At 72.5% G+C, this 21,900-nt stretch carries 23 protein-coding genes; 10 read left to right on the top strand and 13 right to left on the bottom strand.

Features of this window, described 5'->3' with window-relative positions:
* Positions 1–8 precede the first annotated feature (8 nt).
* The 3 genes from FIV44_RS31445 to FIV44_RS18390 form a co-directional block, all read right to left on the bottom strand.
* Entirely contained in the window at positions 9–782 is a 774-nt protein-coding gene (locus FIV44_RS31445; protein ID WP_219996079.1) for a thiamine pyrophosphate-dependent dehydrogenase E1 component subunit alpha, read from the bottom strand.
* Between the two features lie 80 nt (positions 783–862).
* Positions 863–1,357: a MarR family winged helix-turn-helix transcriptional regulator gene (locus FIV44_RS18395; RefSeq protein WP_141005711.1), complete on the bottom strand. Its 495-nt coding sequence runs from the start codon at positions 1,355–1,357 to the stop codon at positions 863–865.
* A gap of 42 nt (positions 1,358–1,399) precedes the next feature.
* Complete coding sequence (locus tag FIV44_RS18390; protein ID WP_141005710.1) at positions 1,400–1,594, bottom strand: ferredoxin; 195 nt, start codon at positions 1,592–1,594, stop codon at positions 1,400–1,402.
* A gap of 171 nt (positions 1,595–1,765) precedes the next feature.
* Between FIV44_RS18390 and FIV44_RS18385 the strand changes: the two genes are divergently transcribed.
* From FIV44_RS18385 to FIV44_RS18375, 3 genes are read left to right on the top strand one after another with little or no spacing between them, the layout of a single operon-like run.
* Complete coding sequence (locus FIV44_RS18385; RefSeq protein WP_219996078.1) at positions 1,766–2,809, top strand: NAD-dependent epimerase/dehydratase family protein; 1,044 nt, start codon at positions 1,766–1,768, stop codon at positions 2,807–2,809.
* 35 nt (positions 2,810–2,844) lie between these two features.
* Positions 2,845–3,141 (top strand): hypothetical protein, encoded by a 297-nt coding sequence (locus FIV44_RS18380; protein WP_141005709.1) that lies wholly within the window; start codon positions 2,845–2,847, stop codon positions 3,139–3,141.
* The gene (locus FIV44_RS18375; RefSeq protein ID WP_181410683.1) at positions 3,075–4,049 is read left to right on the top strand and encodes a cytochrome P450; all 975 of its coding nucleotides are present in this window, start codon (positions 3,075–3,077) and stop codon (positions 4,047–4,049) included. Before FIV44_RS18380 ends, FIV44_RS18375 begins: the two co-directional genes overlap by 67 nt.
* Here the strand turns inward: FIV44_RS18375 and FIV44_RS18370 are convergent.
* The 6 genes from FIV44_RS18370 to FIV44_RS18345 all read right to left on the bottom strand — a co-directional run bounded on the left by FIV44_RS18370 (position 4,036) and on the right by FIV44_RS18345 (position 11,768).
* Positions 4,036–4,452 carry a TIGR03618 family F420-dependent PPOX class oxidoreductase gene (locus FIV44_RS18370; RefSeq protein ID WP_141005707.1) on the bottom strand — a complete coding sequence of 139 codons (417 nt, stop codon included), beginning with the start codon at positions 4,450–4,452 and terminating at the stop codon, positions 4,036–4,038. The genes FIV44_RS18375 and FIV44_RS18370 overlap by 14 nt on opposite strands.
* On the bottom strand, positions 4,449–5,351 hold the full coding sequence (locus FIV44_RS18365; protein ID WP_219996077.1) for a hydroxymethylglutaryl-CoA lyase: 903 nt from the start codon (positions 5,349–5,351) through the stop codon (positions 4,449–4,451). Before FIV44_RS18365 ends, FIV44_RS18370 begins: the two co-directional genes overlap by 4 nt.
* Complete coding sequence (locus FIV44_RS18360; RefSeq protein WP_141005705.1) at positions 5,348–7,336, bottom strand: oxidoreductase; 1,989 nt, start codon at positions 7,334–7,336, stop codon at positions 5,348–5,350. The genes FIV44_RS18365 and FIV44_RS18360 overlap by 4 nt, the downstream gene beginning before the upstream one ends.
* The gene (locus tag FIV44_RS18355; protein ID WP_141005704.1) at positions 7,336–9,384 is read right to left on the bottom strand and encodes an oxidoreductase; all 2,049 of its coding nucleotides are present in this window, start codon (positions 9,382–9,384) and stop codon (positions 7,336–7,338) included. Before FIV44_RS18355 ends, FIV44_RS18360 begins: the two co-directional genes overlap by 1 nt.
* A 29-nt stretch (positions 9,385–9,413) precedes the next feature.
* Entirely contained in the window at positions 9,414–10,934 is a 1,521-nt protein-coding gene (locus tag FIV44_RS18350; protein ID WP_141005703.1) for a class I adenylate-forming enzyme family protein, read from the bottom strand.
* A gap of 129 nt (positions 10,935–11,063) precedes the next feature.
* A complete protein-coding gene (locus FIV44_RS18345; protein ID WP_141005702.1) occupies positions 11,064–11,768 on the bottom strand; it encodes an EthD domain-containing protein in 705 nt (234 codons plus the stop codon).
* A 155-nt stretch (positions 11,769–11,923) separates the two neighbouring features.
* On the opposite strand from FIV44_RS18345, the gene FIV44_RS18340 reads away from it, so the two are divergent.
* Both FIV44_RS18340 and FIV44_RS18335 read left to right on the top strand, forming a co-directional pair.
* On the top strand, positions 11,924–12,487 hold the full coding sequence (locus tag FIV44_RS18340) for a VOC family protein (RefSeq protein WP_219996076.1): 564 nt from the start codon (positions 11,924–11,926) through the stop codon (positions 12,485–12,487).
* 85 nt (positions 12,488–12,572) lie between these two features.
* Entirely contained in the window at positions 12,573–12,950 is a 378-nt protein-coding gene (locus FIV44_RS18335; RefSeq protein WP_141005701.1) for a hypothetical protein, read from the top strand.
* A gap of 43 nt (positions 12,951–12,993) precedes the next feature.
* On the opposite strand, the gene FIV44_RS18330 is transcribed toward FIV44_RS18335, so the two are convergent.
* The gene (locus FIV44_RS18330) at positions 12,994–13,641 is read right to left on the bottom strand and encodes a TetR/AcrR family transcriptional regulator (RefSeq protein WP_141005700.1); all 648 of its coding nucleotides are present in this window, start codon (positions 13,639–13,641) and stop codon (positions 12,994–12,996) included.
* A 113-nt stretch (positions 13,642–13,754) separates the two neighbouring features.
* Between FIV44_RS18330 and FIV44_RS18325 the strand changes: the two genes are divergently transcribed.
* From FIV44_RS18325 to FIV44_RS18315, 3 genes are all read left to right on the top strand, one after another.
* Complete coding sequence (locus tag FIV44_RS18325) at positions 13,755–14,990, top strand: multidrug effflux MFS transporter (RefSeq protein WP_141005699.1); 1,236 nt, start codon at positions 13,755–13,757, stop codon at positions 14,988–14,990.
* Between the two features lie 70 nt (positions 14,991–15,060).
* Positions 15,061–15,657, top strand: coding sequence for an NADPH-dependent FMN reductase (locus tag FIV44_RS18320; RefSeq protein WP_141005698.1), 597 nt, complete (start codon positions 15,061–15,063; stop codon positions 15,655–15,657).
* On the top strand, positions 15,654–16,529 hold the full coding sequence (locus tag FIV44_RS18315) for a TIGR03620 family F420-dependent LLM class oxidoreductase (RefSeq protein WP_141005697.1): 876 nt from the start codon (positions 15,654–15,656) through the stop codon (positions 16,527–16,529). The genes FIV44_RS18320 and FIV44_RS18315 overlap by 4 nt, the downstream gene beginning before the upstream one ends.
* A gap of 16 nt (positions 16,530–16,545) precedes the next feature.
* Here the strand turns inward: FIV44_RS18315 and FIV44_RS18310 are convergent, their stop codons facing one another.
* Positions 16,546–17,373 carry an enoyl-CoA hydratase/isomerase family protein gene (locus FIV44_RS18310; RefSeq protein WP_141005696.1) on the bottom strand — a complete coding sequence of 276 codons (828 nt, stop codon included), beginning with the start codon at positions 17,371–17,373 and terminating at the stop codon, positions 16,546–16,548.
* Positions 17,370–18,182, bottom strand: coding sequence for a glucose 1-dehydrogenase (locus FIV44_RS18305; protein ID WP_141005695.1), 813 nt, complete (start codon positions 18,180–18,182; stop codon positions 17,370–17,372). Before FIV44_RS18305 ends, FIV44_RS18310 begins: the two co-directional genes overlap by 4 nt.
* Before the next feature lie 106 nt (positions 18,183–18,288).
* On the opposite strand from FIV44_RS18305, the gene FIV44_RS18300 reads away from it, so the two are divergent.
* Positions 18,289–19,536: a cytochrome P450 gene (locus FIV44_RS18300; RefSeq protein WP_141005694.1), complete on the top strand. Its 1,248-nt coding sequence runs from the start codon at positions 18,289–18,291 to the stop codon at positions 19,534–19,536.
* A gap of 25 nt (positions 19,537–19,561) precedes the next feature.
* Positions 19,562–20,833, top strand: coding sequence for a cytochrome P450 (locus tag FIV44_RS18295; RefSeq protein ID WP_141005693.1), 1,272 nt, complete (start codon positions 19,562–19,564; stop codon positions 20,831–20,833).
* Positions 20,834–20,846: 13 nt separating this feature from the next.
* Here the strand turns inward: FIV44_RS18295 and FIV44_RS18290 are convergent, their stop codons facing one another.
* The gene (locus tag FIV44_RS18290; protein ID WP_219996075.1) at positions 20,847–21,890 is read right to left on the bottom strand and encodes an NAD(P)H-dependent flavin oxidoreductase; all 1,044 of its coding nucleotides are present in this window, start codon (positions 21,888–21,890) and stop codon (positions 20,847–20,849) included.
* Positions 21,891–21,900: the final 10 nt, after the last annotated feature.

Here is a 21,900-nt window from a genome sequence, read left to right as displayed (position 1 = left end):
GCGGTACTTCAGCTGGTCGCCCTCGTAGTGGCCGCGGGCCCGGAAGGTGACCGCCTCGACGAAGGCCGGCCCCGCCCGGACCGGACGTCGGCGACGATCCGCTCGAGCGCGTCGGCCACAGCGACGACGTCGTTGCCGTCGACCCGGTGGAAGGACATGCCGTACGAACCCGCCCGGGCCTCCATCAGCTCCGGTCGCTTCATGTGGGTGCCGGTGAACTCGGAGAACTGGTTGTTCTCACACAGCATCACCAGCGGCAGTCCCCAGTCTCCGGCAAGGGTCGCGCCCTCGTGGAATGCGCCGGTGCTGGTCGCACCGTCACCGAAGAAGGACACCGCCACCTTGCCGTCACCGCGCAGCAGCGCGGCCGTCGCCGCACCGGCCGCGATGGGCACGCCGGCGCCGACGATGCCATTGGCCCCGAAGATGCCCAGCCCTGGGTCGGCGATGTGCATGGAGCCGCCCCGGCCGTGGTTCGTGCCGGTCTCACGGCCGAAGAGCTCGGCGAAGGCGCCGGTCAGGTCCAACCCCTTGGCCAGCACGTGACCGTGGCCGCGGTGGGTCGAGGTGATCACGTCGTCGGGCCGCAGGGCCGCCACCGTGCCGACAGGTACCGCCTCCTGGCCGACCGAGAGGTGGACGAACCCGCGGATCACGCCGTCGCGGTAGAACGTCGCCGCGCGGTCCTCGAACATCCGGATCCGCAGCATCTTGCGGTGCAGGTCCGCGAGGTCCGCGCGTGCGGGGAGGACGTCGCTCGGGTGCTGCTGCAGGTCGGTCATCGGGGCCCCTCGTCATCGGCAATCCGACTCCACGCGAGCCGGCCCCCTCATTAAACAATCATTGATTGGTACGGGGAAGGTCAGGGCACCCGCTGGTCGGCCAGCTTGCGGAGCAGATGCCGCATGGTCTGCTGCTCCTCGGGGCTCAGCACTCCGAACCAGGCGCGGTCCCGCTCCGCCTGGGCATGCAGGCCGGCCCGGATCCGCTCATGACCGTCGTCGGTCAGCCGGACCATGACCTGGCGCCGGTCGCTCTCGCTGCGATCCCGCGCGACCAGGCCGTCGCGCTCCAGGGTGTTGAGCAGGCTGGAGATGGTCGCCCGCGAGGAACCGGCGAGCCGACCCAGCTGGCGCGACTCCATCGGTCCGGCCGCCCAGAGCAGGTTCATGATCCGGAAGCCGGCCCAGCTCCAGCCCAGCGGTCGCTGCACGGACTCCGCATCCTGGCTGAGCCGGTTGTAGAAGCGGGTCAGGTTGACGATGAGGTCCGTGCGGTCGGCCGCCTCGGGCGCGACGATCCCCTCCGCCAGCAGGCGGTCGTGCAGCACCTCACCGAGGTCACGCTCATCCGACATCCGGCCAGGATAGGACGTCCGCCCGACCCTGATTCAGTCGACTCAGTCGACGACGGCGATGGCCTGCTCCGGACACGCGAGCGCCGCGTCCCGAGCGTCGAGCGCCTGCTGCTCGCCCAGCTCCTCGACGACCACCTGCACGTAGCCGTCGGCATCGAGGTCGAAGACCTCGGGCGCCATCATCGCGCACTGACCGTGGCCCACACACTTGCCCGACTCGACTCGGACCCGGCTCATGGCTCTCTCCTTCGGCTCGACAGGCGACCAGCAGGTCGCACTCCCGAGATTAACCCAATATCGTATGGTTATGAAGAGCGCACTCGTCGTCGGAGGCACCGGGCCCACCGGCCCCACCTGCTGCAGGGACTGCTCGACCGGGGATACGACGTCACGATCCTCCATCGCGGGGTGCACGAACCACCCGACCTGCCCGAGGTCCGGCACATCCACGCCGACCCGCACTTCCGCGAGACGCTCGACGAGGCGACCGGCGACCGGGAGTGGGACGTGGTGCTGGGCCTCTACGGCCGGCTGCGCACGGTCGCCCGGGCCTTCGCCGGCCGATGCGGCCACTTCGTGGGCGTCGGTGGCGTGCCGGTCTACCGCGGCTTCCTCGACCCCGAGGACAGCCGGCCCCATGGGATGGCGGTCCTGGCCCGCGAGGACGGTCCGCTGGCCGACGCCTACCCGCCGGTCTCGCCCTTCGCCGGCAAGATCGTCGAGGCCGAGCGGGAGGTCTTCGCCGTGGGCGCCGCCGGCGGGTACGCCGCCACGATGGTGCGCTACTCCCAGATCTACGGCCCCCGCAACATCGTGCCCTGGGAGTGGGCCGTGATCCGGCGGATCGCGGACGGCCGGCGCCGGATGATCCTGCCGGACAACGGCCTGTGGCTGATCTCGCGGTGCGCGGCGCGCAACGCGGCCGAGGTGCTGCTCAAGGTGGTCGACTCCCCCGGGACGGCGGCCGGCGAGGCGTTCAACGTCGCCGACGACGACCAGCAGACGACGCGGCAGTGGGTCCAGCGGATCGTCGCCCTCCTCGGCGCCGAGCTGGAGATCGTCGGCATTCCCGCCCAGCTCGCGCCGTCGGCGATGGGCGAGCTGCTCGCGCCGACCGCGGGACCGCACGTGCTGGTCGACGCGACCAAGGCCAAGCGGCTGCTCGGGTACCACGAGGTGGTCAGCGCCGATGTCGCGCTCGCCGAGACGGTCGACTGGCTGCGGGCGAACCCACCCACCGCGACGGCCTACCCGGCCTACAACGCGCGCTTCGACTACGCCCAGGAGGACCGGCTGATCGCGGCCTGGGAGCAGGCGTGCGCACACGTGCTGGCCACCGCGCCCGAGCAGCCGCTCGAGACCGCGCACGCGATGCCGCATCCCAAGGTCCCGGCGTCACCGTCGACGAACGCGGGCGCTGAACGTCTTGTGACCCGCGCCACTCCTCGATAACGTAACACCGTTTGATTTCAGCGAAGGGTGAGCCGATGGACCTGGACCGCAAGTCGCCGCACACGGTCGACTTCGACAACACCGACCCGGCGCTCGCGCCGCGCCTGTTCGGGACGCTGCGCCGGCTGCAGCGGGAGACGCCGGTCGCGTGGACCGACGCGGTCGGCGGCTACTGGGCGCTGACCAAGTACGACGACATCACCCGGGCCGCCAACGACTGGGAGACCTTCACCGTCGAGGAGGGGCACAACATCCCCGCCCGGCGATGGCCGTGCGGTCCATCCCCGCCGAGCTGGACCCGCCCGTGCACACCGCGTGGCGCCGCCACGTGATGCCGTACTTCACCGCCAAGCAGCTGCAGCGCTGGCGGCCGCAGATCGAGGCGATCGTCGCGGACGCCTTCGCGGGCCTGCGCGAGAGCGGCGAGGCCGACCTGGTGCGAGAGGTGGCCTGGCGGGTGCCGACCTCGGTGATCTCCGCGATCCTCGGCTTCCGCCAGCAGTGGGAGTACGTCTCCGAGATCACCGAGGAGTGGATGGTCGCCAACACCGACCGGTCCGACCCCGACCGCGCCCGGCGCGCGGCGGCGGCCGTCGAGGCGGTGGTCACCGACGAGCTGGAGCAGCGGATCGGCAGACCCAGCGTCGACATCCTCGGCGAGATCGTCAACGGCGAGATCGACGGGCGGCCGATTCCGTTCGACCAGCTGCGCGGCCTGACCAACGCGCTGATCATCGCCGGCCACAGCACGACCGTCGACGGCATCGTCAACACGGTGTACCGCGTTCTCACCGAGCCCGGCCTCCTCGACCGGCTCGCGACCGACCGCTCGCTGCTCCCGGCGGCGATCGACGAGGCGCTGCGCCTGGACCCGCCGGCCTGGAACATGGGCCGGACCGCGCGCCAGGAGGTCGAGGTGCGCGGCGTGCGGATCCAGCCGCACGAGAAGGTGATGCTGACCTTCGGCGCGGGCAACTACGACCCCGAGCAGTTCGCGGACCCGGAGCGGTTCGACCCCGACCGGCCCGGCGTACACCGCCACCTCACCTTCGGCCACGGCCGACACCGCTGCATCGGCGAGGCGCTGGCGAAGCTGGAGATCCAGGTCGTGCTGGAGCACCTGCTCGACCACCTCCCGGACCTGGCCGTCGACGGGCGGCCCGAGCCGCGGTCCGGATTCAGCACCTACGGCCTGCGCGCCCTCCGGGTCCGCCGGCCGCAGGTCGTCACGCCGGGGTGAGGTCGGTGGCCACGATCCGCCGTGGCACGAAGGTGACCTTGCTCCGGGTCTCCCCCGGCCCGTCGAGGTCGTGGAAGTCGTGCCCGTAGCGAGCACCCGCCAGGGCCGCGAAGGCGAAGTCCGGATCCGGCTCGACCAGCGCCCGGGCCCGCACCTCGAGCGTGCGGTACTTGTTCTCCGGGTCGATGACGAAGAGCGTCGCCGACGGGTCACGCCGCAGGTTGCGCGCCTTCTGCCGGCTGTCGTTGAGGGAGATCTGGAAGAGTCCGCTCTCCTCGTCGAAGTGGAAGGCGATGGCGGTCACCTGGATCGAGCCGTCCGGCATGGTGGTGGCCAGGGTGGCCGTCAGCAGCCGGGTCAGGTCGCGATGGCTCTCCGGGACCACGGGCAGGTCGCTCGTCATGCCGCGTCTCCTGTCGGGAACCCGCCGGCCTTGGAGACGAGCGAGGGTACGGCATGCCCGAGCCGCTCACCGATGAACTCCGCGGCGCGGACCAGCTCGGGCACCGTGAGACCGCTCGGCAGGCCGGACCGGTCGAGCAGGTAGACCAGGTCCTCGGTGGCGATGTTGCCGGTGGCGCGTGGGGCGAACGGGCAGCCCCCGATCCCGCCGATGCTCGCGTCGAGCACACCGACCCCCGCGTCGACCGCGGCCACGGCGTTCGCATAGCCGGTGTTGCGGGTGTTGTGGAAGTGGGCGCGCAGCCGCGCCGTGCTCACCGAGCGGATGCCGTCGACCAGCACGCGCACCTGACCCGGCACCCCGACCCCGATCGTGTCGGCGACCGCGATCTCGACCGCGCCGGCCACGCCGGCTCGGGCAGCGAGGTCCACCACGACATCGGGTGGCACCTCGCCCTCGAACGGACAGCCGAAGGCGGTGGCGATGGTGACCGATGCGGGCAGGCCGGCCGCCACCGACTCGGCGACGACCTCCTCGACCATCGCGGCCAGCTCCTCGGTCCCGGCGTTCTGGTTGCGCCGGTTGAAGGACTCGCTCGCCGCGACCACCAGGTTCACCTCGTCCACGCCGGCATCCACGGCGCGGGTGAAGCCGCGACGGTTGAGGACCAGGCCGATGTACGACACGTCGTCGCGGCGCGGCACCCGCGCCATCACCGCCTCGGCGTCGGCCATCTGGGGCACGGCGTCGGGACGGACGAACGAGACCGCCTCCATCCGTCGTACACCGGCGGCCAGGGCCAGCTCCACGAAGCGCACCTTGTCGGCCACCGACACGATGGTCGCCTCGTTCTGCAGGCCGTCGCGCGGACCGACCTCCACCACCTCGACACCCGTCACGACACCCTCATCTCCCGCTCGCACAGCTCCGCCACCCGGAGACCTGCCTGATGGCCCTCGTGGACCGCGGTCCGGTACGTCCGCGGCAGCACCGCGTCGCCGACCACCTCGACCGGGACGCCGAGGCCGGTCAGCCAGTCCGGGCGAGCCGGCGCGGGCCTGGTCACCATGACCACCAGGTCGGCGACGAGGCGCTGCCGGGTGTGACCCATCAGGTCCTCGATCGTCGCGTCGTGCTCGCCGACCTCGGCCAGCATCGCCAGCGGATGAGCGGTGAACCGACCGCTGGGCCGCAGTCGCGCGAGCGCCAGACTGGGGCGGCCGGTCGCCTCGATCGGATAGCCGATCGAGGGCAGCGAGGTCACGAAGTGGACGGTGGTGCCGTTCGCGACGAGCAGCTCGGCGACGCCGATGGCGGGATAGTCGCCCAGCTCGTCGACGACCACCGCGGCAGCGGGGAAGGTCGCGAGGTCCAGCACCTCGCGCGCCGGTACGACGTGCGCCCGGTCGCCGCCCGGCACGAGCACGCCCGGCCGGGCGGTCTGCCGCGCGTCGTGGCGCGGGAGCGAGCCGGTCGCGGCGATCACCAGGTCCGGCCGGGTGGCGAGCACCCGCTCCGCGTCGGCGGACGCACCGAGCCGGACCTCGACCCCGAGCCGGGCGATCTCGCGCTCGGTCCAGGCGATCGCCTCGGCGGTACCGCCGGCGTTGGGGATCCGCTCGGAGGCCCGGCGGGCGACACCGCCGAGCCTGTCCGCGGCCTCGAGAAGGGTGACCTGGTGGCCGCCCAGCGCGGCCGCCCGGGCCGCCTCCAGGCCGGCCGGGCCGGCGCCGACGACGGTGACCCGGTGCCGCCGGACGGGCGGCGCGACATCGTCGCTGCCTCCGCCCCGGGGCAGGGCCGGGTTCACGGCGCAGCGGATCGCGGCCTGGGTGATGATCGCGCGCACGCACTCGTTGCACCCGATGCACGGGCGCACCCGCTCGGGCGTGCCCGCCATCGTCTTCCGCACGATCTCCGGGTCGGCGATGTGCGCCCGGGTCATGCCGACCAGGTCGGCCGCGCCCCCGGCGATCGCGGCATCCGCCTCGGCGAGGGTCCGGTAGCGGCCGGTCACCAGGGTCGGCACGGTGAGAGCACGCGAGGCCCGCTCGTTCCACTCCAGCTCGTAGCCGGCGGGGCGCTCCATGCCGCCGGTCATCAGCGGGAAGGACTCCGGGGTGCGCCCACCGAGCGAGAAGCCGACGTAGTCGACCAGGCCACGCTCGGCGAGCGCCTGCCCGACGTCGAGCAGGCCCTGGGAGTCCAGTCCGCCGGGACCGACGTCGGCGCTGAGCCGGATGCCGAGCACGAAGCCGGGCCGGGTCTCGGCACGCATCCGCTCGAGGATCTCGGCAACGAACCGCAGCCGGTTCTCCGGCGAGCCGCCGTAGTCGTCGGTGCGCCGGTTGTAGAGCGGCGACAGGAAGTGGTTGACCAGATAGTGGTGCGCGCCGTGCACCTCGCAGCCGTCGAGGCCGGCGGCCGAGAACACCCGGGCGGCGTGCACGAAGGCGTCCTGGATCTCCTGGATCTCGCCGCGACTCATCGCCCGCGCCGGGGCGCCGTAGATGCCGTCGTTGTCGGACGGCGAGAGCGCGGGCCGGCCCTCGGGCAGCGGCGGAGCCGCGGCGCCGCCGTGGTTGGCCTGCCCGAAGATCACCGCGCCCTCGGCGTGGACCGCCTCGGCGAGCCGGGCGAGGCCCGGCCCGACGTCCTCCCGATAGAGCTGGAAGGACGCCGGCCGGTAGGTCTCGTGGACGGCTCCGGCCTCGGTGACGATCAGCCCGACCCCACCCCGGGCCCGGGCCTGCAGGTAGTCGACCAGGGTGTCGGAGACCAGGCCCTGCTCGGCGTATCCGGTCATGTGAGCGGTGATCGCGACCCGGTTGCGGATCGTCAACGGCCCCAACCGCAGTGGGGCGAGGACCGAGTCCAGCGCCATCAGACCGAGCTGCCGCCCGAGTAGCGCACCCAGCTCGCCCGGCCCCAGCCGGCCTCGAACCGCTCGGCGGCCAGCGAGCCCTCGGTGATCGCGGGCTCCAGCGTGCGCGGACCGAGCGCGTCGCCGATCCGGTACAGCTCGGGGACGGACTCGAGCTCGGCGTACAGCTCCTCGTCGGGAACCGCGCCCGACATGAACACGAAGGTGCCGATCTCCAGCTCCCGCAGCCGATGCGGCGCGGCCAGCGGGGCGATCGTCGCCTTGCCGGCCTCCAGCGCGTGCACCAGCGAGCGGGTGTGCAGCTCGTAGTCGCCCTTGAAGAGCTCCTCGGCGTGGGGCGCCGCGGCGTAGTCGTAGGCGACGGGGATGTTGGCGGCCAGGTGCGAGAACCGGGTCACGTGGTGCACCGCGTGACCGGCTCGGACCAACAGGTCGGCGACGTCGATCGACTCGTAGTGGCCGATCTCGTCGACCAGCAGCACCGGACCCACGATCTCGGCGCCCTCGATCACGTCCCAGCCGGTGAGCACCCGGACCGAGTCGAAACCCGCCGGCGCCGCGCCCGGGCGCCAGGCCTGGAAGCCGTCGCGCCGCGGGGTCGCGCCGGTCGCGAGCACGACCTGGTCGGCGCCCACCGCGTCGACGTCGGCCCGGGTCCGCAGGGCGGAGCCGAGCACGACCTCGACGCCGAGCCGCGCCAGCTCGGTCTCGTAGTAGGGCAGCAGCTCGGCGACGTCGGCGCGCGACGGCGAGCGCCGGATCAGGTTCAGCTGCCCGCCCAGCCGGTCCGCCTGCTCGTGGAGCACGACCCGGTGGCCGGCGAGCGCGCACGAGCGGGCCGCCTCCATGCCGGCCGGGCCACCGCCGATGACCAGGACGGTACGGCGGCGCGGACTGATCTGGACCAGCGCGTCGCCGCGCCGCGCCTCGTGACCGCAGGCCGGGTTGACGACACAGCCCATCAGCCCGCGGCTGGTCAGCCCGCCCGCGCAGGCCTGGTCGCAGGAGATGCAGGGGCGGATCTCCGCCGCCCGGCCCTGCTGCGTCTTGCTGACGATCTCGGGCTCGGCGATCAGCGCCCGGACCATGGAGATCATGTCGGCCTCGCCGTTGCGCAGGATCCGCTCGGCGTCCTGCATGGTGAGGATCCGGCCGGTGACCATCGTCGGCAGCCGGGTCTCGCGGGTGATCGCGCCGGTGGCCTGCTCGACCATGTAGTTGTGCGGCTCACGGGTGATCCCGATCAGCTTGGACCGGCGGTAGTGGCTGCCGTAGGACACATTGAAGTAGTCGGCCAGCCCGGCGTCCTCGAGCCGGCCCATCACCGCGACCACGTCGTCGGCGGTGGTGAGATTGTCGGCGCCATCCGGCGAGAGGCGCACGCCGACGACGAAGTCGGGACCGACCGCGGCACGGACGGCCTGCAGGGCCTCGACCAGGATCCGCATCCGGTTCTCCAGCGGACCGCCGTACTCGTCGGTGCGCAGGTTGGTGCCGGGGGCGAGGAACGAGCTGAACAGGTAGCTGTGGCCGCCGTGGATCTCCACGCCGTCCAGGCCGGCCTGCTGCACCCGGGACGCGGCAGCCGCGAAGCCCGCGACCACCTCGTCGATCATGGCCTTGGTCATCGGGTGCGGCACGATGCCCAGCACCGGGTCGGTGACCGCGGACGCGGCCCAGGGCGCCGAGCCGTCGTGGGCGTAGAGCGTCGGGCCGCCGTGCATCAGCTGCTGGAAGAACTTCATCCCCTCCGCCTGCACCGACGAGGCGAGATCGGCGAGACCGTCGATGACCGCGTCGCTCGACAGGTCGAGGAAGCCCGGCGAGCTCCAGTGCACCTGGCCGCCCTCGCCGAAGCTGAGCGCGACCCCGCCGCGCGCCCGCGCGAGGTGGTACTGCTTGAGCGTGTCGGTGACCATGCCGCGCGCGAAGCCGGTGCCGTGCGCGGAGCGGACGATCCGGTTGCGCAGCGTGACGTTCCTGATGGTCAGGGGCTGCCAGACCAGCTCGAGGTCCTGCTCGGCCCGGTCCTGGATGTCGACGCTCACGAGTGCTCCTCCTCTTGGGGCGACCGTCGTCAGACGATCTGGTCGCGCAGGACGTTCTTCTGGATCTTGCCGGTGACATTGCGCGGGAAGTCGTCGACGACGATCACCCGCGTGGGCACCTTGTACTTGGCGAGCCGGGCCGCGACGTGGGCGAGCACGTCGCCCTCGTCGACCAGCTGACCGGACTCGGCGACCACGACGGCGTACCCGACCTCGCCCCAGCGCTCGTGGGGCACGCCGACCACGGCTACGTCCTGGACGGCCGGGTGGCTGACGATGACCCGCTCCACCTCGGCGCAGAAGACGTTCTCGCCCCCGGACTTGTACATGTCCTTGAACCGGCCGCGCAGCGCGACATAGCCGTCGTCGTCGATCGACACCGCGTCACCGCACTTGAACCACCCGGCCTGGGTGTCCGCGTCGGTGTCGGCCTCGCGGCGCCAGTAGCCGGGCGAGATGGACGGACCGCGCACCCATGCCTCGCCGACCTCTCCCGGAGCCACGTCCTGGTTGGTCACCGGGTCGACGACCCGGATCTGCACGTGCTGCACCGGGAAGCCGACGGTGTGTGCCTTGGCGACCCGGGACGCCTTCGGCATCAGGGTCATGCTCGGCCCCATCTCGGTCGCGCCCCAGCCGGCCTGCAGCTCGAGGCCACGCTCGCTGAAGTAGGCGCCGACGTCGGCCGGGATCGCGCCGCCGCCGACCATGCCGGCGCGGATGTGGGAGAAGTCGGCGTCGGGGCCGGCCGCCTCCATGATCGCGCGATACATCACCGGAGCGGCGTTGAAGTTCGTGAACCCGTGGCTCGCGGCGCCGAGGAGAGCGGCCGCGGCGGCGGGGTCGAAGCGGCGCTGGATGCTGACCCGGCCGCCCGCGAGCAGTGTCGGGTTGGCGATCGCGTTGAGCCCGGCCGCGTGGAAGAGCGGCAGCGAGCTGAGGTAGCGGGAGGGCGGCCCGCCGATCGCCATCTCGTGCTGGACGTTCATCGCGTGCCAGGCCATCCCACCGAGCGTGATCAGCGCGCCCTTCGGGAGCCCGGTGGTGCCCGAGGTGTAGAGCATCTGGGTGTACTGGTCGCCGCGGTACTGCCCGGGTCCCCGGTACGGCGCCGCCGCGTCCAGCAGCGCGTCGAGGTCCGCCTCGGCGTCGGCGCAGGACCACGACAGGCTCGCGATCCCCTGCTGGCGCGCCAGGCCGCGGGCGGTCTCGGCCCAGGTCCCGTCGTGCAGGATCAGTGCTGGCTCGGCGTCCTTGACCAGGACCTCGATCTCGCCGGACGTCAGCCGCCAGTTGAAGGGGACGTACATCGCGCCGATCCGGATGCAGGCGAACTGCACCGCGAGGATGTGCCAGTCGTCCTCGGCGATCAGGCCGACCCGGTCGCCCTCGCCCACGCCCTGGTCCCGCAGGACGGTGCTGAGGCGGGCGACCCGGTCCGCGAAGCGGGCCCAGGTCAGCTCCTCACCGGTGTCGAGGTTGTCGACCGCGATCTCGTCGGCGAAGCGGACGGCGTTGAAGGCGACCCAGTCGGTGAGATGCGTGACCACGCGGACTCCTTGGTCTCGGGGGATCGGAGAGGGCGTCCAGCAGGTGTGGTGCCGGTCACGCCGAACAAAAACCTAACAGCATCTGGTTATCGGGTCAATGGCCTCCCGGCGGCCACCGTCGGCGCGCGTTCACACCACCCGATTCTCCCTCGTCACCAGGCAGGCCGCGACACCGACGGGAAAGGCCGGCGCCGCCGCGACCAGGCGGTCCGCGGCATCGGTGGCGGCGACGGTCTCCGTGAACCACAGCTCGAGCAGTGCGTCGTACGCCCGCGCCTCGCCTCCGCCGGGAGCGAGCCCGGGGTCGCGGTCCAGCGCCAGGCTCCACGCAGATCCGACGGCCGATCGGGTGACGTCGCCCAGGTCCGCGACGAGCGTCCGACCTGCCTGCGGGTCGAGCCGGCACTCCCCCCGGACGAAGAGCAGCAGGCTCGCACTCACCAGGTCCGGCGCGGGCGTCGGCTCCACCCACCCGTCGACGAGCAGCACCGCAGCCATGGACGCCCGGTCGACGAACTCAGCCTCGTCGACCACCGCCCGAGCCCGGTAGCCGGCGTCGGCGCGCATCCGCTCCAGTGCGTCCAGATCGGCGAACCCGGCCAGAGCGGCGCCGTCATAGCGCCATGACGCCGGGAGCCCCGCGGGCTGCAGCTCGGGCCGTGCGTGGGCCTGCACATAGCTGGTCATGCCATCGAGTGCCCTCGCGATCGCGGCGTGCTCCTCGCGCCAGTGCCGGGAGAACTCCGGCCAGTCGAGGTCGGCGCGACGGCGGACCAGTGCGACGGACCGGAGCAGGCCGGACGGCGACGAGGGGCGACGAGCGCGTGTGGTCATGGACGAACGCTGACTCGTCGAGGAAAAAACGTCAAGCCTTTGACATTTGGTTCGTCGAGTGGCACCGTCGACCTATCGCGTCGGCACGGACCGACGCGGTCGATCCAGCCGCCGTGGCCGGACCCGTACTCCCGCCATCTCCAGGAGGAGGCGCCGTGATTCACCACCTCGCCATCACGCCGAAGGACTTCGACGTGTCGCACAAGTTCTATACCGAGGTCATGGGCTTCGAGCTCGTCAAGATCGTCAAGCGCCAGGCCATGGGCGGCGCCAAGGCAGGCTGGACCAAGCACGTCTTCTACGAGACCGCGCCCGGTTCCGGCTCGTACTTCGTGCTCTGGGACCTGCACCTCAACGGCGTCGAGCTGGCCGACGACTGGGATCCGTCCATCTCCGTGGGCCTGGGCCTGCCGTGGTGGATCAACCACATCGCGTTCGAGGTCAAGGATCTCGACGAGCTCGAGACCAAGAAGCAGCACTGGCTCGCGTCCGGCCAGAAGGTCAGCGAGGTCGTGCACGAGTTCATCACCTCGATCTACACCAAGGACCCCGACGGCAACATGGTCGAGTTCACCACCAACACCCGTCCCCTCACCGAGGAGGACAAGGTCGAGGCGCTCGAGCTGCTGGCCAACGACAACCCGGCCACCGACCCCGACTACCCGGGCGTCATCTACCTCCCCGACGGCCGGATCATCGAGGCTCCCTCCTCGGAGTGAGACGTCTCGGAGAGCTCACCGGCCCGCTCACACCGAGCGGGCCGGTCCCGTACCCACGCCCCGGCCGGGGCACCCAGGAAAGGCGATGACCATGGGCTGGTCGATGTACACCGCGCGCTTCGGCGCGACGAAGCCGGCGTTCCTCCCCGCCGTCGAGGATCCGGTTGCCGTCAGCGAGTCGGTCCGCCACGGTCTCGACTGGATGTTCCCCGAGGTCGACATCACGACCGACACCGCGACCGTGCGGCTGTCGATGAACGCGCCCTCCGCCGAGGCCGCGCTCGCGCACCTCCGCGGCAGCTACAAGTCCGCGCTCTACACAGCCGGGGTGTGGCAGGTCGGCAACTGGCCGCTGCACCTGCTCAGCGTCGAGGCCGGCCTGCCGCAGGAGGTCCAGGACGCCGTCGACTCCGGCGCCGAGGTCGCCGGCGCCGCGTCGGCCGGCCTTCACCTGGTCGGCTGAGCACCGAGGCCGAGCGGTGACCAGGACCCGTCCGGCGCCCGGGTCAGGACTTGCGCCGCTTGGAGGCGCGGCGGGTCTCCTTGAGCTGCACCGCTCCCTCGACGATCGAGATCATCGAGTTGGCCATCACCTCGAACAGCTCCGTGGACGACATGCCACGCGCCTTCAGGGCCGCGTCCAGCGCAGGCGTCTCCGACTGACCGGACTCCTCGTCGGCGGCCCCGCCGGCGTTGCCGACCTCCTGCAGGGCGCTGCTGATGGCCAGCAGCTCGAGGCTCTCCATGAGCGGCACGATCATCGGCAGCGGGACGCCCTCGTCCTGCAGGCGGGTCACGCTCGCCTCGACCTCCGCCGAGCCGATGCCCAGGGGCGCGCGCCGCAGCATGATCGGGATCAGCTCGGGATGGGAGACCAGCGCCTCACGAGTGCGATAGGCGTTCAGCGGCAGCCAGACCCGCCAGCTCTCGCCCTCCGTCCGCGGGGCGGCCACGTCGGCGAGCGCGAGGTGCGTGACGCCGACGAGGATCTCCTCCTTGTTGCGGAAGTGGTGGTACAGCGAGGCGCCGTTGACGTTCAGCGCCTCGCCGAGGCGCCGGATGCTCAACGCGTTCAGCCCCTCGGTGTCAGCGATCTCGAGCGCAGCCTCGAGCGCCTTGCGGCGCGAGATCAGCGGGACCTTCGGTCGTGCCATCTGCGACTCTCCTTCCTCCGAGGACGACGACGTCGTCGGCGTACCTTATTCGATCGGCGTTGGTTGGCGCCCGTCCGGCGCGCCGATCGCCCCTACCGACGACAGGGAGTGCGATGACCGCCGCCGAGACCCCGCTCACCGGACTCACCACGCCGGCGGGGCACCGTACGGCCCCGGTGCTGGCCGTGGTCGCCACCTTGATGGCACTGGCGCCGTTCAGCATGGACATGTACCTGCCGGCCCTGCCGCGGATGGCAGCCGACCTGGGCACCACCCCCTCGCACGTGCAGCTCTCGCTCACCGGGATGCTCGTCGGACTGGCGGTCGGACAGCTGCTGGTGGGTCCGCTCGCCGACGTCGTGGGGCGGCGCACGCCCGTCCTGGTCGGCCTGAGCTGTCACGTCGGCGCCTCCCTGCTCTGCTACCTGGCCGCCGACGCGACCGTGCTCGCCGGCGTCCGCGTGCTCCAGGGGCTGTCCTGCGCGGCCGTGACGGTGGTGTCGATGGCGACCGTGCGCGACCTGTTCGCCGGTGGCGACTACGCCCGGGTGATGTCGCGGATGTTCCTCGTCATCGGCGTCGCCCCCGTCATCGCGCCCGCGGCCGGCGGGATCGTGATCGCGCACGCGGACTGGCCGAACGTCTTCCTGGTGCTCGCCGCGCTCGGCGTGGCCCTGCTCGCCCTCGCGCTGATGGCCTTCCCCGAGACGCTGCCCACGTCGCGGCGGGCGCCGGCGGGACTGACCGCCACCCGCGCGTCGTACGGCGAGCTGTTGCGCGACCGCGGCTACCTGAGCCTGATCCTGGTCGGCGGGCTGATGTTCAGCACGCTGTTCTGCTACGTCAGCGGCGCCTCCTTCCTGTTCCAGGACCGCTTCGGCCTGAGCGAGCAGCAGTCCGGGCTGATGTTCGCGGCCAACGCCGTCGGGCTGACCGTGCTCGCCCAGCTCAACCCGCGGCTGATCCGGGCCTTCGGACCGGCCCGGGTCCTCATCGTGGCCACGAGCGCGGGCGTGCTCAGCGCCGGCACCCTGCTCGTCCTGCTGTCGGCCGACGCCCCCTTCGGCTGGGTGGTCGCCGCGCTCGGCGTCTCCGTCGCCGGCTACGGACTGAGCATGCCCAACAGCCAGGCCCTGGCCCTGGCCCGCCAGGGCCACCGAGCGGGGACCGCCGCCGCGCTGATGGGGTTCACCCAGTTCGTCATCGGCAGCGCGGTCGCGCCGGCGGTCGGCCTCGGCGGGGCCGACGGTGTCGCGATGGCCGTGGTGATGCTCGCCGCCACGGCAGGCGCCGCCATCTTGATGTGGGCCGTCGTACGGCGCGACGAGGGCACCATGGCGGTGCGCTGACCGCGACCGGCTCGCGCCCAGCCTCGGGCCGAGGTTTACGGCTCAACCAATCATTGTTAAGTTTAGCGCCATGTCAGCTGCCCCAGACCCGCGTCCCCTGGTCGTCGGCATCGGCGGCACGATGCGGGCCGCGTCGAGCTCGGAGACCGGCCTGCGCGCCGCCCTCGCCGCGGCCGAGGCCGCCGGCGCCCGCACGCTCTGCCTGTCCGCGCACGACATCACCATCCCGTTCTACGAGCAGCACACGACCCGGACGGCCCAGGCCGCCCGGCTGGTCGACGCGCTGCGCGCCGCCGACGGCGTCATCGTCGCCAGTCCCGGCTACCACGGCTCGATCTCGGGCCTGGTCAAGAACGCGCTGGACTACGCCGAGGACCTCGCCGGCGACCCGCGGCCCTATCTCGACGGCCTCCCGGTGGGCTGCATCTCGGTGGCCTACGGCAACCAGGCCGCCGTGGCCGTGCTCGACCAGCTGCGCACCGTCGCGCACGCGCTGCGCGGGTTCCCGACGCCGTACGGCGCCGCCGTGGTGGCCCGACGCGGCATCTTCCACGAGGGCCGGTGCATCGACCCCGACGTGCTCGGCCAGTTCGCCATGGTCGGCACCCAGGTCGCCGGCTTCGCGGCACGCACCCGCGACCACGCGACCTTCGAGCCGGTCGCGTGAGCGGTTTCGCCCCCGGCGCCCGATCGGTCGGCGTCTGGGCCGGGCACTTCCGCCTCGACCCGGCGCCGGTCGCCGACGCCGCGGCCGAGCTGGAGCAGCTCGGGTACGCCGCCCTGTGGTATCCCGGCGGCCTGCGCCGGGTCTTCGAGCCCGCCGAGGTGCTGCTCAACGCCACCCGGTCCCTGACCGTCGCGACCGGGATCGCCAGCATCTGGGTGAGCACGGCAGCGCAGGCCGCGGCCGCCTGGTCCGGGCTCGAGGAGCGCCACCCCGGCCGCTTCGTGCTCGGCCTCGGTGTCAGCCACGGCCCCGCGGTCGAGCGCTACGCCCTCGGCCACTACGACCGGCCGCTGCAGCGGATGCGCGGCTACCTCGACGAGCTCGACGCAGCCGGCGCGCCGCCCGCCGGCGCCCGGGTCCTCGGCGCGCTCGGCCCCCGGATGCTGCAACTGGCCGAGGAGCGCACCTTGGGCTCGCACCCCTACCTGGTCACGCCCGACCAGACCGGCGTCCTGCGCTGGCAGCTCGGCCCCGACGCCCGGCTGCTGCCCGAGCAGGGCGTGGTCCTGGAGACCGACCCGGCCCGCGCCCGCGAGCTCGCGCGGGCCGCGCTGGCGCCGTACCTGGCCCTGCCGAACTACGTGAACAGCTGGCTGCGCGCGGGATTCACCGACGCGGACGTCAGCGACGACGGCAGCGACCGCCTGGTCGACGCCCTGGTCGCCTGGGGCGAGCCGGAGCAGATCGCCGCCCGGGTCCGCGCCCACCACGACGCGGGAGCGGACCACGTCTGCGTCCAGGTCCTCGGGGCCGACCCGCAGGTCCCACCGCTCGCGCAGTGGCGCCGGGTGGCCGCGGCGCTCGAGCTCTGAGCCGAGCGGCCGGGCCTCAGCGGTTCCGGTACGACGCCGGCCGTTTCTCGAGGAAGGCGGCGACCGCCTCCCGGTGGTCCTCGGTGTAGGCCGCCGCCACCTGGGTGCGGTTCTCCAGGTCGAGACCGGCGGCCTGGCTGGGGATCTCCAGCTCCGACCACATCACCTGCTTGGTCATCCGCACGCCGAACGGCGTGTGCTCGGCGATCGCACGGGCGACCTCCATCGCCGCGTCGAGCAGCTCGGCACGCGGCACCACGCGCGACACCAGGCCGATCCGGTCGGCCTCCTCGGCCGGGACGAAGCGACCGGTGAGCATGATCTCGAAGGCCCGGCTGGCGCCGACCAGCCGCGGCAGCACCCAGCTGACGCCGACGTCGCAGGCGGACAGGCCGATCTTGACGAATGCGGCGTTGAACCGCGCGTCGTCGCTGCAGACCCGGATGTCGCTGGCGAGGGCCAGCGCGAAGCCGCCGCCGGTCGCCGCGCCCTGGACGGCCGCGATCACGGGCATCCGCAGCGACCGGAGCCGGGTCACCAGCGAGGCGATGTGCTCCTGCACGGACATCCAGTCCGGCACCGCTCGTGAGCCGTCGCCACCCGGGGCGGCACCGTGGCCGTGCAAGTTCGCCCCGGCGCAGAAGTGCTTCCCGGCCCCGGTGAGCACCACGACCCGGACGTCGGTCCGCGCGGCGAGCTCGCCGAGGACGGCATGCAGGTCCTCGACCAGCACCGCCTCGAGCGTGTTGAACCGGTCCGGCTCGTCGAGGCGCACCTCGGCGATGCCCTCCCCGAGGTCGTGGACCGACACCGACGTCCGGCTGGCCGGCAGGCTCGTGCTCATCGGGCGGTCTCCTGTCGATCGGGGGTGCGGCCGGACGCGCGGTCCAGGGCAGAGAACTCGTCGCCACCCAGCAGGGCGCCGCCGTCGACGGTGAGGACCTGGCCGGTGATCCACGAGCCGCCCGGGCCCACGAGCAGCTCCGCGGCGGCGGCGATGTCCTCCGGCTGGCCGAAGCGCGGCACCGGCCAACTGCCGTACACCTGGACGCCGTGGGCCACCAGGGGCGCCGCGAAGCTCGTGTCGACGACGCCGGGGGCGATCCCGTTGACCCGGACCCGCGGCGCGAGCTCGACGGCGAGCTGGGAGGTGAGGTAGTCGAGGGCCGCCTTGCTCATGCCGTAGACGCCGGAGGGGCTGCCGGGGGTCTGGGCCAGGTTCGACGACACCATCAGCACGGCGCCCGGCCGCTCGGCCCCGAGTCCCGCCTCGACGGCGAGCTGGGTCCAGCGCAACGGCGCCCAGAGGTTGACGTCGAGGATCTTCTGCCACCGGCCGCGGTCGACGCCGGCCGTCGGGCCGAAGTGCGGGTTGGCGGCGGCGTTGTTGACCAGCACGTCGAGACCGCCGAACTGCTCGCGCACCCGCGCGAGGAGCGCGGCCGCGGCGTCCTCGTCGGAGACGTGCACCGCCGCGCCGATCGCCGTGGCGCCGGTCGGGTCGAGCTCGCGGGCCGCGGCCGCGACGGCGTCCGCCGACCGCGCGCACAGCACGACAGCGGCGCCGCGCTCGTGGAGGCGGCGGGCGATGCCCAGCCCGATCCCGCGGGAGGCTCCGGTGACCACCGCGACCCGTCCGTCCAGCGACTCCATCTGCGTCTCCTGTCCGGCCGGCATCGTTGACACGGTCACCCGGCCTGCCTAGCATCCTAAAACAAATGTTGATTGGTTTTCCAGCCTCCGAGCGCAGGGCGGTGCGATGACAGCCGAGATGTTCGACCACACCACGCAGGCCCATGCCGCGCGCTGGCGCGAGATCTACGCCGACGCTCGACGGGACCAGCCGGTGATCCGCTCCGAGCGGCACGGCGGCTACTACGTGCTGACCCGCCACGCCGACGTCACGGCCGCGCTGCGCAACCACCAGGCGTTCTCCTCCGAGCGCTCCTGGCACGAGGACGGCACCGACCGCGGCCTCGGCGTGGCCATCCCGCACCAGCCGGTCCGCGTCGGCATCTTGGAGATGGACCCACCCGAGCACCTCAAGTACCGCCGGCTGCTGACTCCGTGGTTCACCCGCCAGGCGATCGAGCGCGGCCGGGAGCGGATCGGCCAGATCGCGACCTGGGCCATCGATCGCGTCATCGAGAAGGGCGAGTGCGACATCGTCGCCGACCTCGCCGGCCCGTTCCAGGCGATCGTGATCCTCGACCTGCTCGGCATCCCGCTCGAGCGATGGGCGGCGTACGCCGACGTCGCGGAGCGGATGGTGCGCCAGACCGAGGACCGGGCCGAGGGCGCGCTGTGGATGCGCGAGGACGTCCGCGCCGAGGTGGAGCGACAGCGCCGGGAGCCCCTGTCCGGCCTGATCGCCGGGCTCAACGAGGCCGTCGTCGACGGTGAGCGACTGAGCGTGGACTGGGCGACCGAGCTGGCCAACATGCTGCTGCTCGGCGGCGAGGGCACCACGATCGCCACCATCGCGCACATGCTGCAGCACCTCCACGAGCACCCCGGGGACCGCGCCCGGGTGGCCGCCGACCCGGCCCTGCTGCCCACGGCGGTCGACGAGATGATGCGCTTCCACGCGCCCTCGCCCGGCCTGGCGCGCACCGTCGTCCAGGAGGTCGAGGTGGGCGGACACCGCTTCGTGCCGGGCGACCGGGTGCTGCTGTCCTATGCGTCGGCCAACTACGACGAGGCCGTGTTCCCCGACGCCGGCGTCGCGGACGTGACCCGCTCCCCCAACCCGCACCTCGCGTTCGGCGGCGGCGTCCACCGGTGCCCGGGCGCGCTGCTCGCCGCCGCGAACGCCGAGATGTTCCTCGGTGAGGTGCTGCGCCGGACCCCGGAGTACGCCATCACGGGCCAGCACGCCTACGAGCGGATCCCGCTCACCAACGGCTTCTACTCCATGACCATGACCTACCCACCGGGTCCGCGCGAAGGCACCGACCTCGGCGATCTGCCGCAGCTCACCGCGCCGCGCGTGCGCCCCGCGGACTGACCGAACCACGAGAGACGAGAGCCCCATGATCCAGCCCTCCCCGACGCCGATCGAGCCTCCGGGCGCCGAGCCCTTCGACCACCACACCCCCGAGTTCGCGGAGCACTGGCCCGAGGTCTACCGGGCGATGCGCGAGGGCGGCTGCCCGGTGGTCCACTCGCCCCGGCACGGCGGCTTCCACGCCGTCGCCGGGTACGACGACATCCGGCGGATCCTGCAGGAGCCGGAGACCTTCGCCTCCGGTCGCGAGCTCGAGTTCGACGGCCAGGTGGTCGGCGGCGCGACGGTTCCCGTCACGGCGTCCCGGCTCGGGATGATGGAGATGGACCCGCCCCGGTCGCTCGACTACCGGCGGCTGATCGCGCCGTACTTCTCCGCCCGGACGGTGCGGGAGTACCAGCCCCGCCTCGACCACATCGTCGACTGGGTCCTCGACCGGGTGATCGAGTCCGGCCGGATGGACGTGGTCGGCGACCTCGGCGCGATGCTGCCGCCGCTGGTGATCGTCGACCTGCTCGGCCTGCCGCTGGAGCGCTGGGAGCACTACGCGCACGCCCTGCACCTCGGCGTGAGCCACCAGAAGGGCTCCGCACGCGCGATCGTCGCCGTCATGCAGGAGATGCGCGACCTCGTCGGGCAGTGGCGCGCAGCCGGCAGCGGGCCGGCCGGCGTCTGCACGGCGCTCCTCGAGGCCGAGGTCGACGGCGCCCCGATCGACGACGACCTGGTCGCCGAGCTGGTCTTCATGCTCCTCACCGGCGGCGTCGACACGACGACCGCCCAGATCAGCAATGTCGTCGTCCACCTCGACGGCGACCCGGACCTGCGCCGCCTGCTCCTCGACGACCCCGACGCGATCGACCCCGTGACCGACGAGCTGCTCCGGCTCTACACCCCCGGCACCGGCGCCGCCCGCACCGTGGTCGCCCCGACCGAGATCGCCGGCAGCCCGCTGCGACCCGGCGACCGGGTCTTCCTCGGGATCGGCTCCGGCAACCGCGACGAGAGCGTCTTCCCTGACGCCGAGCGGGTCGACCCGGCCCGCGCCAACACCCACAGGCACCTGGCGTTCGGGTACGGCATCCACCGCTGCGTCGGCGCCTACCTCGCGAAGGCCGAGCTGGTCACGGTCACTCGTGCGCTGCTCGACCGGATGCCCGACTTCGCCGTCGACCGCGCCGGCCTCACGCATCGTCCGACCATCCCGCTGGTCAACGGCTGGACCACGGTGCCGGTCCGCTTCACCCCCGGCCCCCGGGCGGCCGACGGACTGGCCACGGCCCTCCCGTCGGCCTAGCTCGGCGTACCGGTCAGGCCCGGGCGGCCTTCAGCGCCGGCAGCGAGGCCGCGGTCACCTCGAGCAGTCCGATCGCCTCGTCCATCATCCGCTCGAGCAGCACCGCCACGGGGACGATGTCGTGGATCGCGGCGGAGACCTGGCCGGCCACGACGATGCCGTTCTCGACATCGCCCTCCATCTGGGCGTCGTAGCCGCGGTCCTCCTTCCACTGGTTGAGCTCGTCGATGCTGACGCCCGAGGCCTTCTTGGCCGGCAGGTCCTCGAGGAGGGCCTTGTTCTTCAGGCCACGGCTCGGCGCGTAGTAGCCGGGGTAGGTCATGTCCTGCCACTCGCCGGCGTCGACGATGAACTGCTTGTAGTTGTGGTGCCACTCGTGCTCCTCGGTGGCGATGAAGCGGGTGCCCATCGCCACCCCGGCCGCACCCATCGCGAGCATCGCGGCCAGGCCGTAGCCGTCGTGGATGCCGCCGGAGACGATGACCGGCACGTCGAGCTCCTTGACCGCCTGCGCGGCCAGGACCATGGTCGAGACCGGGTTCAGGTGGGTGTGCCCGCCCATCTCGTAGCCGGACGCGATCACGACGTCGACGCCGGCCTCGGCGGCCTTGACCGCGTGCCGGACCGAGCCTGCCTTGTGGATGTGCAGCAGGCCGGCCTCCTTGATCCGCTCGGTGAACGCGCCCGGGAAGCCCGCGCTGGTCGTGATCGCCCGGAAGTGGTCACTGGTCGGGCCGCCCGCCAGCTTCACCCGGATCGCCTCGTCGATGCACGCCTCGGAGGCCGGGAGCATCTCGCCGGACTCGAGCGTGCCGACGGGCACGTTGACGGCGAAGGAGCCGGCGCCGTTGACCGCGACCTGCTCCATCCGGTCACGCAGCTTCTTGCGCAGCTCCGCCTCGGGCGTGAGCAGCCCGGGCGTCGACACCGATCCGAGGCCGCCGGCGGCGGAGACCGCCGTCGCGAGCGACGTCGTCGGCGACGGCCCCATCCCGTCCTGCATGATCGGGTACTTCGTCCCCAGACGGGCGCACAGCTGCTGCCAGGTCGCTTCCACGTCGATCCCT

The organism is Nocardioides humi, assembly GCF_006494775.1.
GTDB classification, from domain to species: Bacteria; Actinomycetota; Actinomycetes; order Propionibacteriales; family Nocardioidaceae; genus Nocardioides; species Nocardioides humi.
The sequence above is the reverse complement of the archived record's forward strand: the minus strand, read 5'-3'. Positions and strand labels throughout refer to the sequence as shown.

Excerpts from the sequence above, each read along its gene's own strand:
- FIV44_RS31445 (WP_219996079.1), bottom strand. The coding sequence starts at position 782 with ATGACCGACCTGCAGCAGCACCCGAGCGACGTCCTCCCCGCACGCGCG.
- FIV44_RS18395 (WP_141005711.1), bottom strand. The coding sequence starts at position 1,357 with ATGTCGGATGAGCGTGACCTCGGTGAGGTGCTGCACGACCGCCTGCTG.
- FIV44_RS18390 (WP_141005710.1), bottom strand. The coding sequence starts at position 1,594 with ATGAGCCGGGTCCGAGTCGAGTCGGGCAAGTGTGTGGGCCACGGTCAG.
- FIV44_RS18380 (WP_141005709.1), top strand. The coding sequence starts at position 2,845 with ATGGACCTGGACCGCAAGTCGCCGCACACGGTCGACTTCGACAACACC.
- FIV44_RS18375 (WP_181410683.1), top strand. The coding sequence starts at position 3,075 with ATGGCCGTGCGGTCCATCCCCGCCGAGCTGGACCCGCCCGTGCACACC.
- FIV44_RS18370 (WP_141005707.1), bottom strand. The coding sequence starts at position 4,452 with ATGACGAGCGACCTGCCCGTGGTCCCGGAGAGCCATCGCGACCTGACC.
- FIV44_RS18360 (WP_141005705.1), bottom strand. The coding sequence starts at position 7,336 with ATGGCGCTGGACTCGGTCCTCGCCCCACTGCGGTTGGGGCCGTTGACG.
- FIV44_RS18345 (WP_141005702.1), bottom strand. The coding sequence starts at position 11,768 with ATGACCACACGCGCTCGTCGCCCCTCGTCGCCGTCCGGCCTGCTCCGG.
- FIV44_RS18335 (WP_141005701.1), top strand. The coding sequence starts at position 12,573 with ATGACCATGGGCTGGTCGATGTACACCGCGCGCTTCGGCGCGACGAAG.
- FIV44_RS18330 (WP_141005700.1), bottom strand. The coding sequence starts at position 13,641 with ATGGCACGACCGAAGGTCCCGCTGATCTCGCGCCGCAAGGCGCTCGAG.
- FIV44_RS18325 (WP_141005699.1), top strand. The coding sequence starts at position 13,755 with ATGACCGCCGCCGAGACCCCGCTCACCGGACTCACCACGCCGGCGGGG.
- FIV44_RS18320 (WP_141005698.1), top strand. The coding sequence starts at position 15,061 with ATGTCAGCTGCCCCAGACCCGCGTCCCCTGGTCGTCGGCATCGGCGGC.
- FIV44_RS18310 (WP_141005696.1), bottom strand. The coding sequence starts at position 17,373 with ATGAGCACGAGCCTGCCGGCCAGCCGGACGTCGGTGTCGGTCCACGAC.
- FIV44_RS18305 (WP_141005695.1), bottom strand. The coding sequence starts at position 18,182 with ATGGAGTCGCTGGACGGACGGGTCGCGGTGGTCACCGGAGCCTCCCGC.
- FIV44_RS18300 (WP_141005694.1), top strand. The coding sequence starts at position 18,289 with ATGACAGCCGAGATGTTCGACCACACCACGCAGGCCCATGCCGCGCGC.
- FIV44_RS18295 (WP_141005693.1), top strand. The coding sequence starts at position 19,562 with ATGATCCAGCCCTCCCCGACGCCGATCGAGCCTCCGGGCGCCGAGCCC.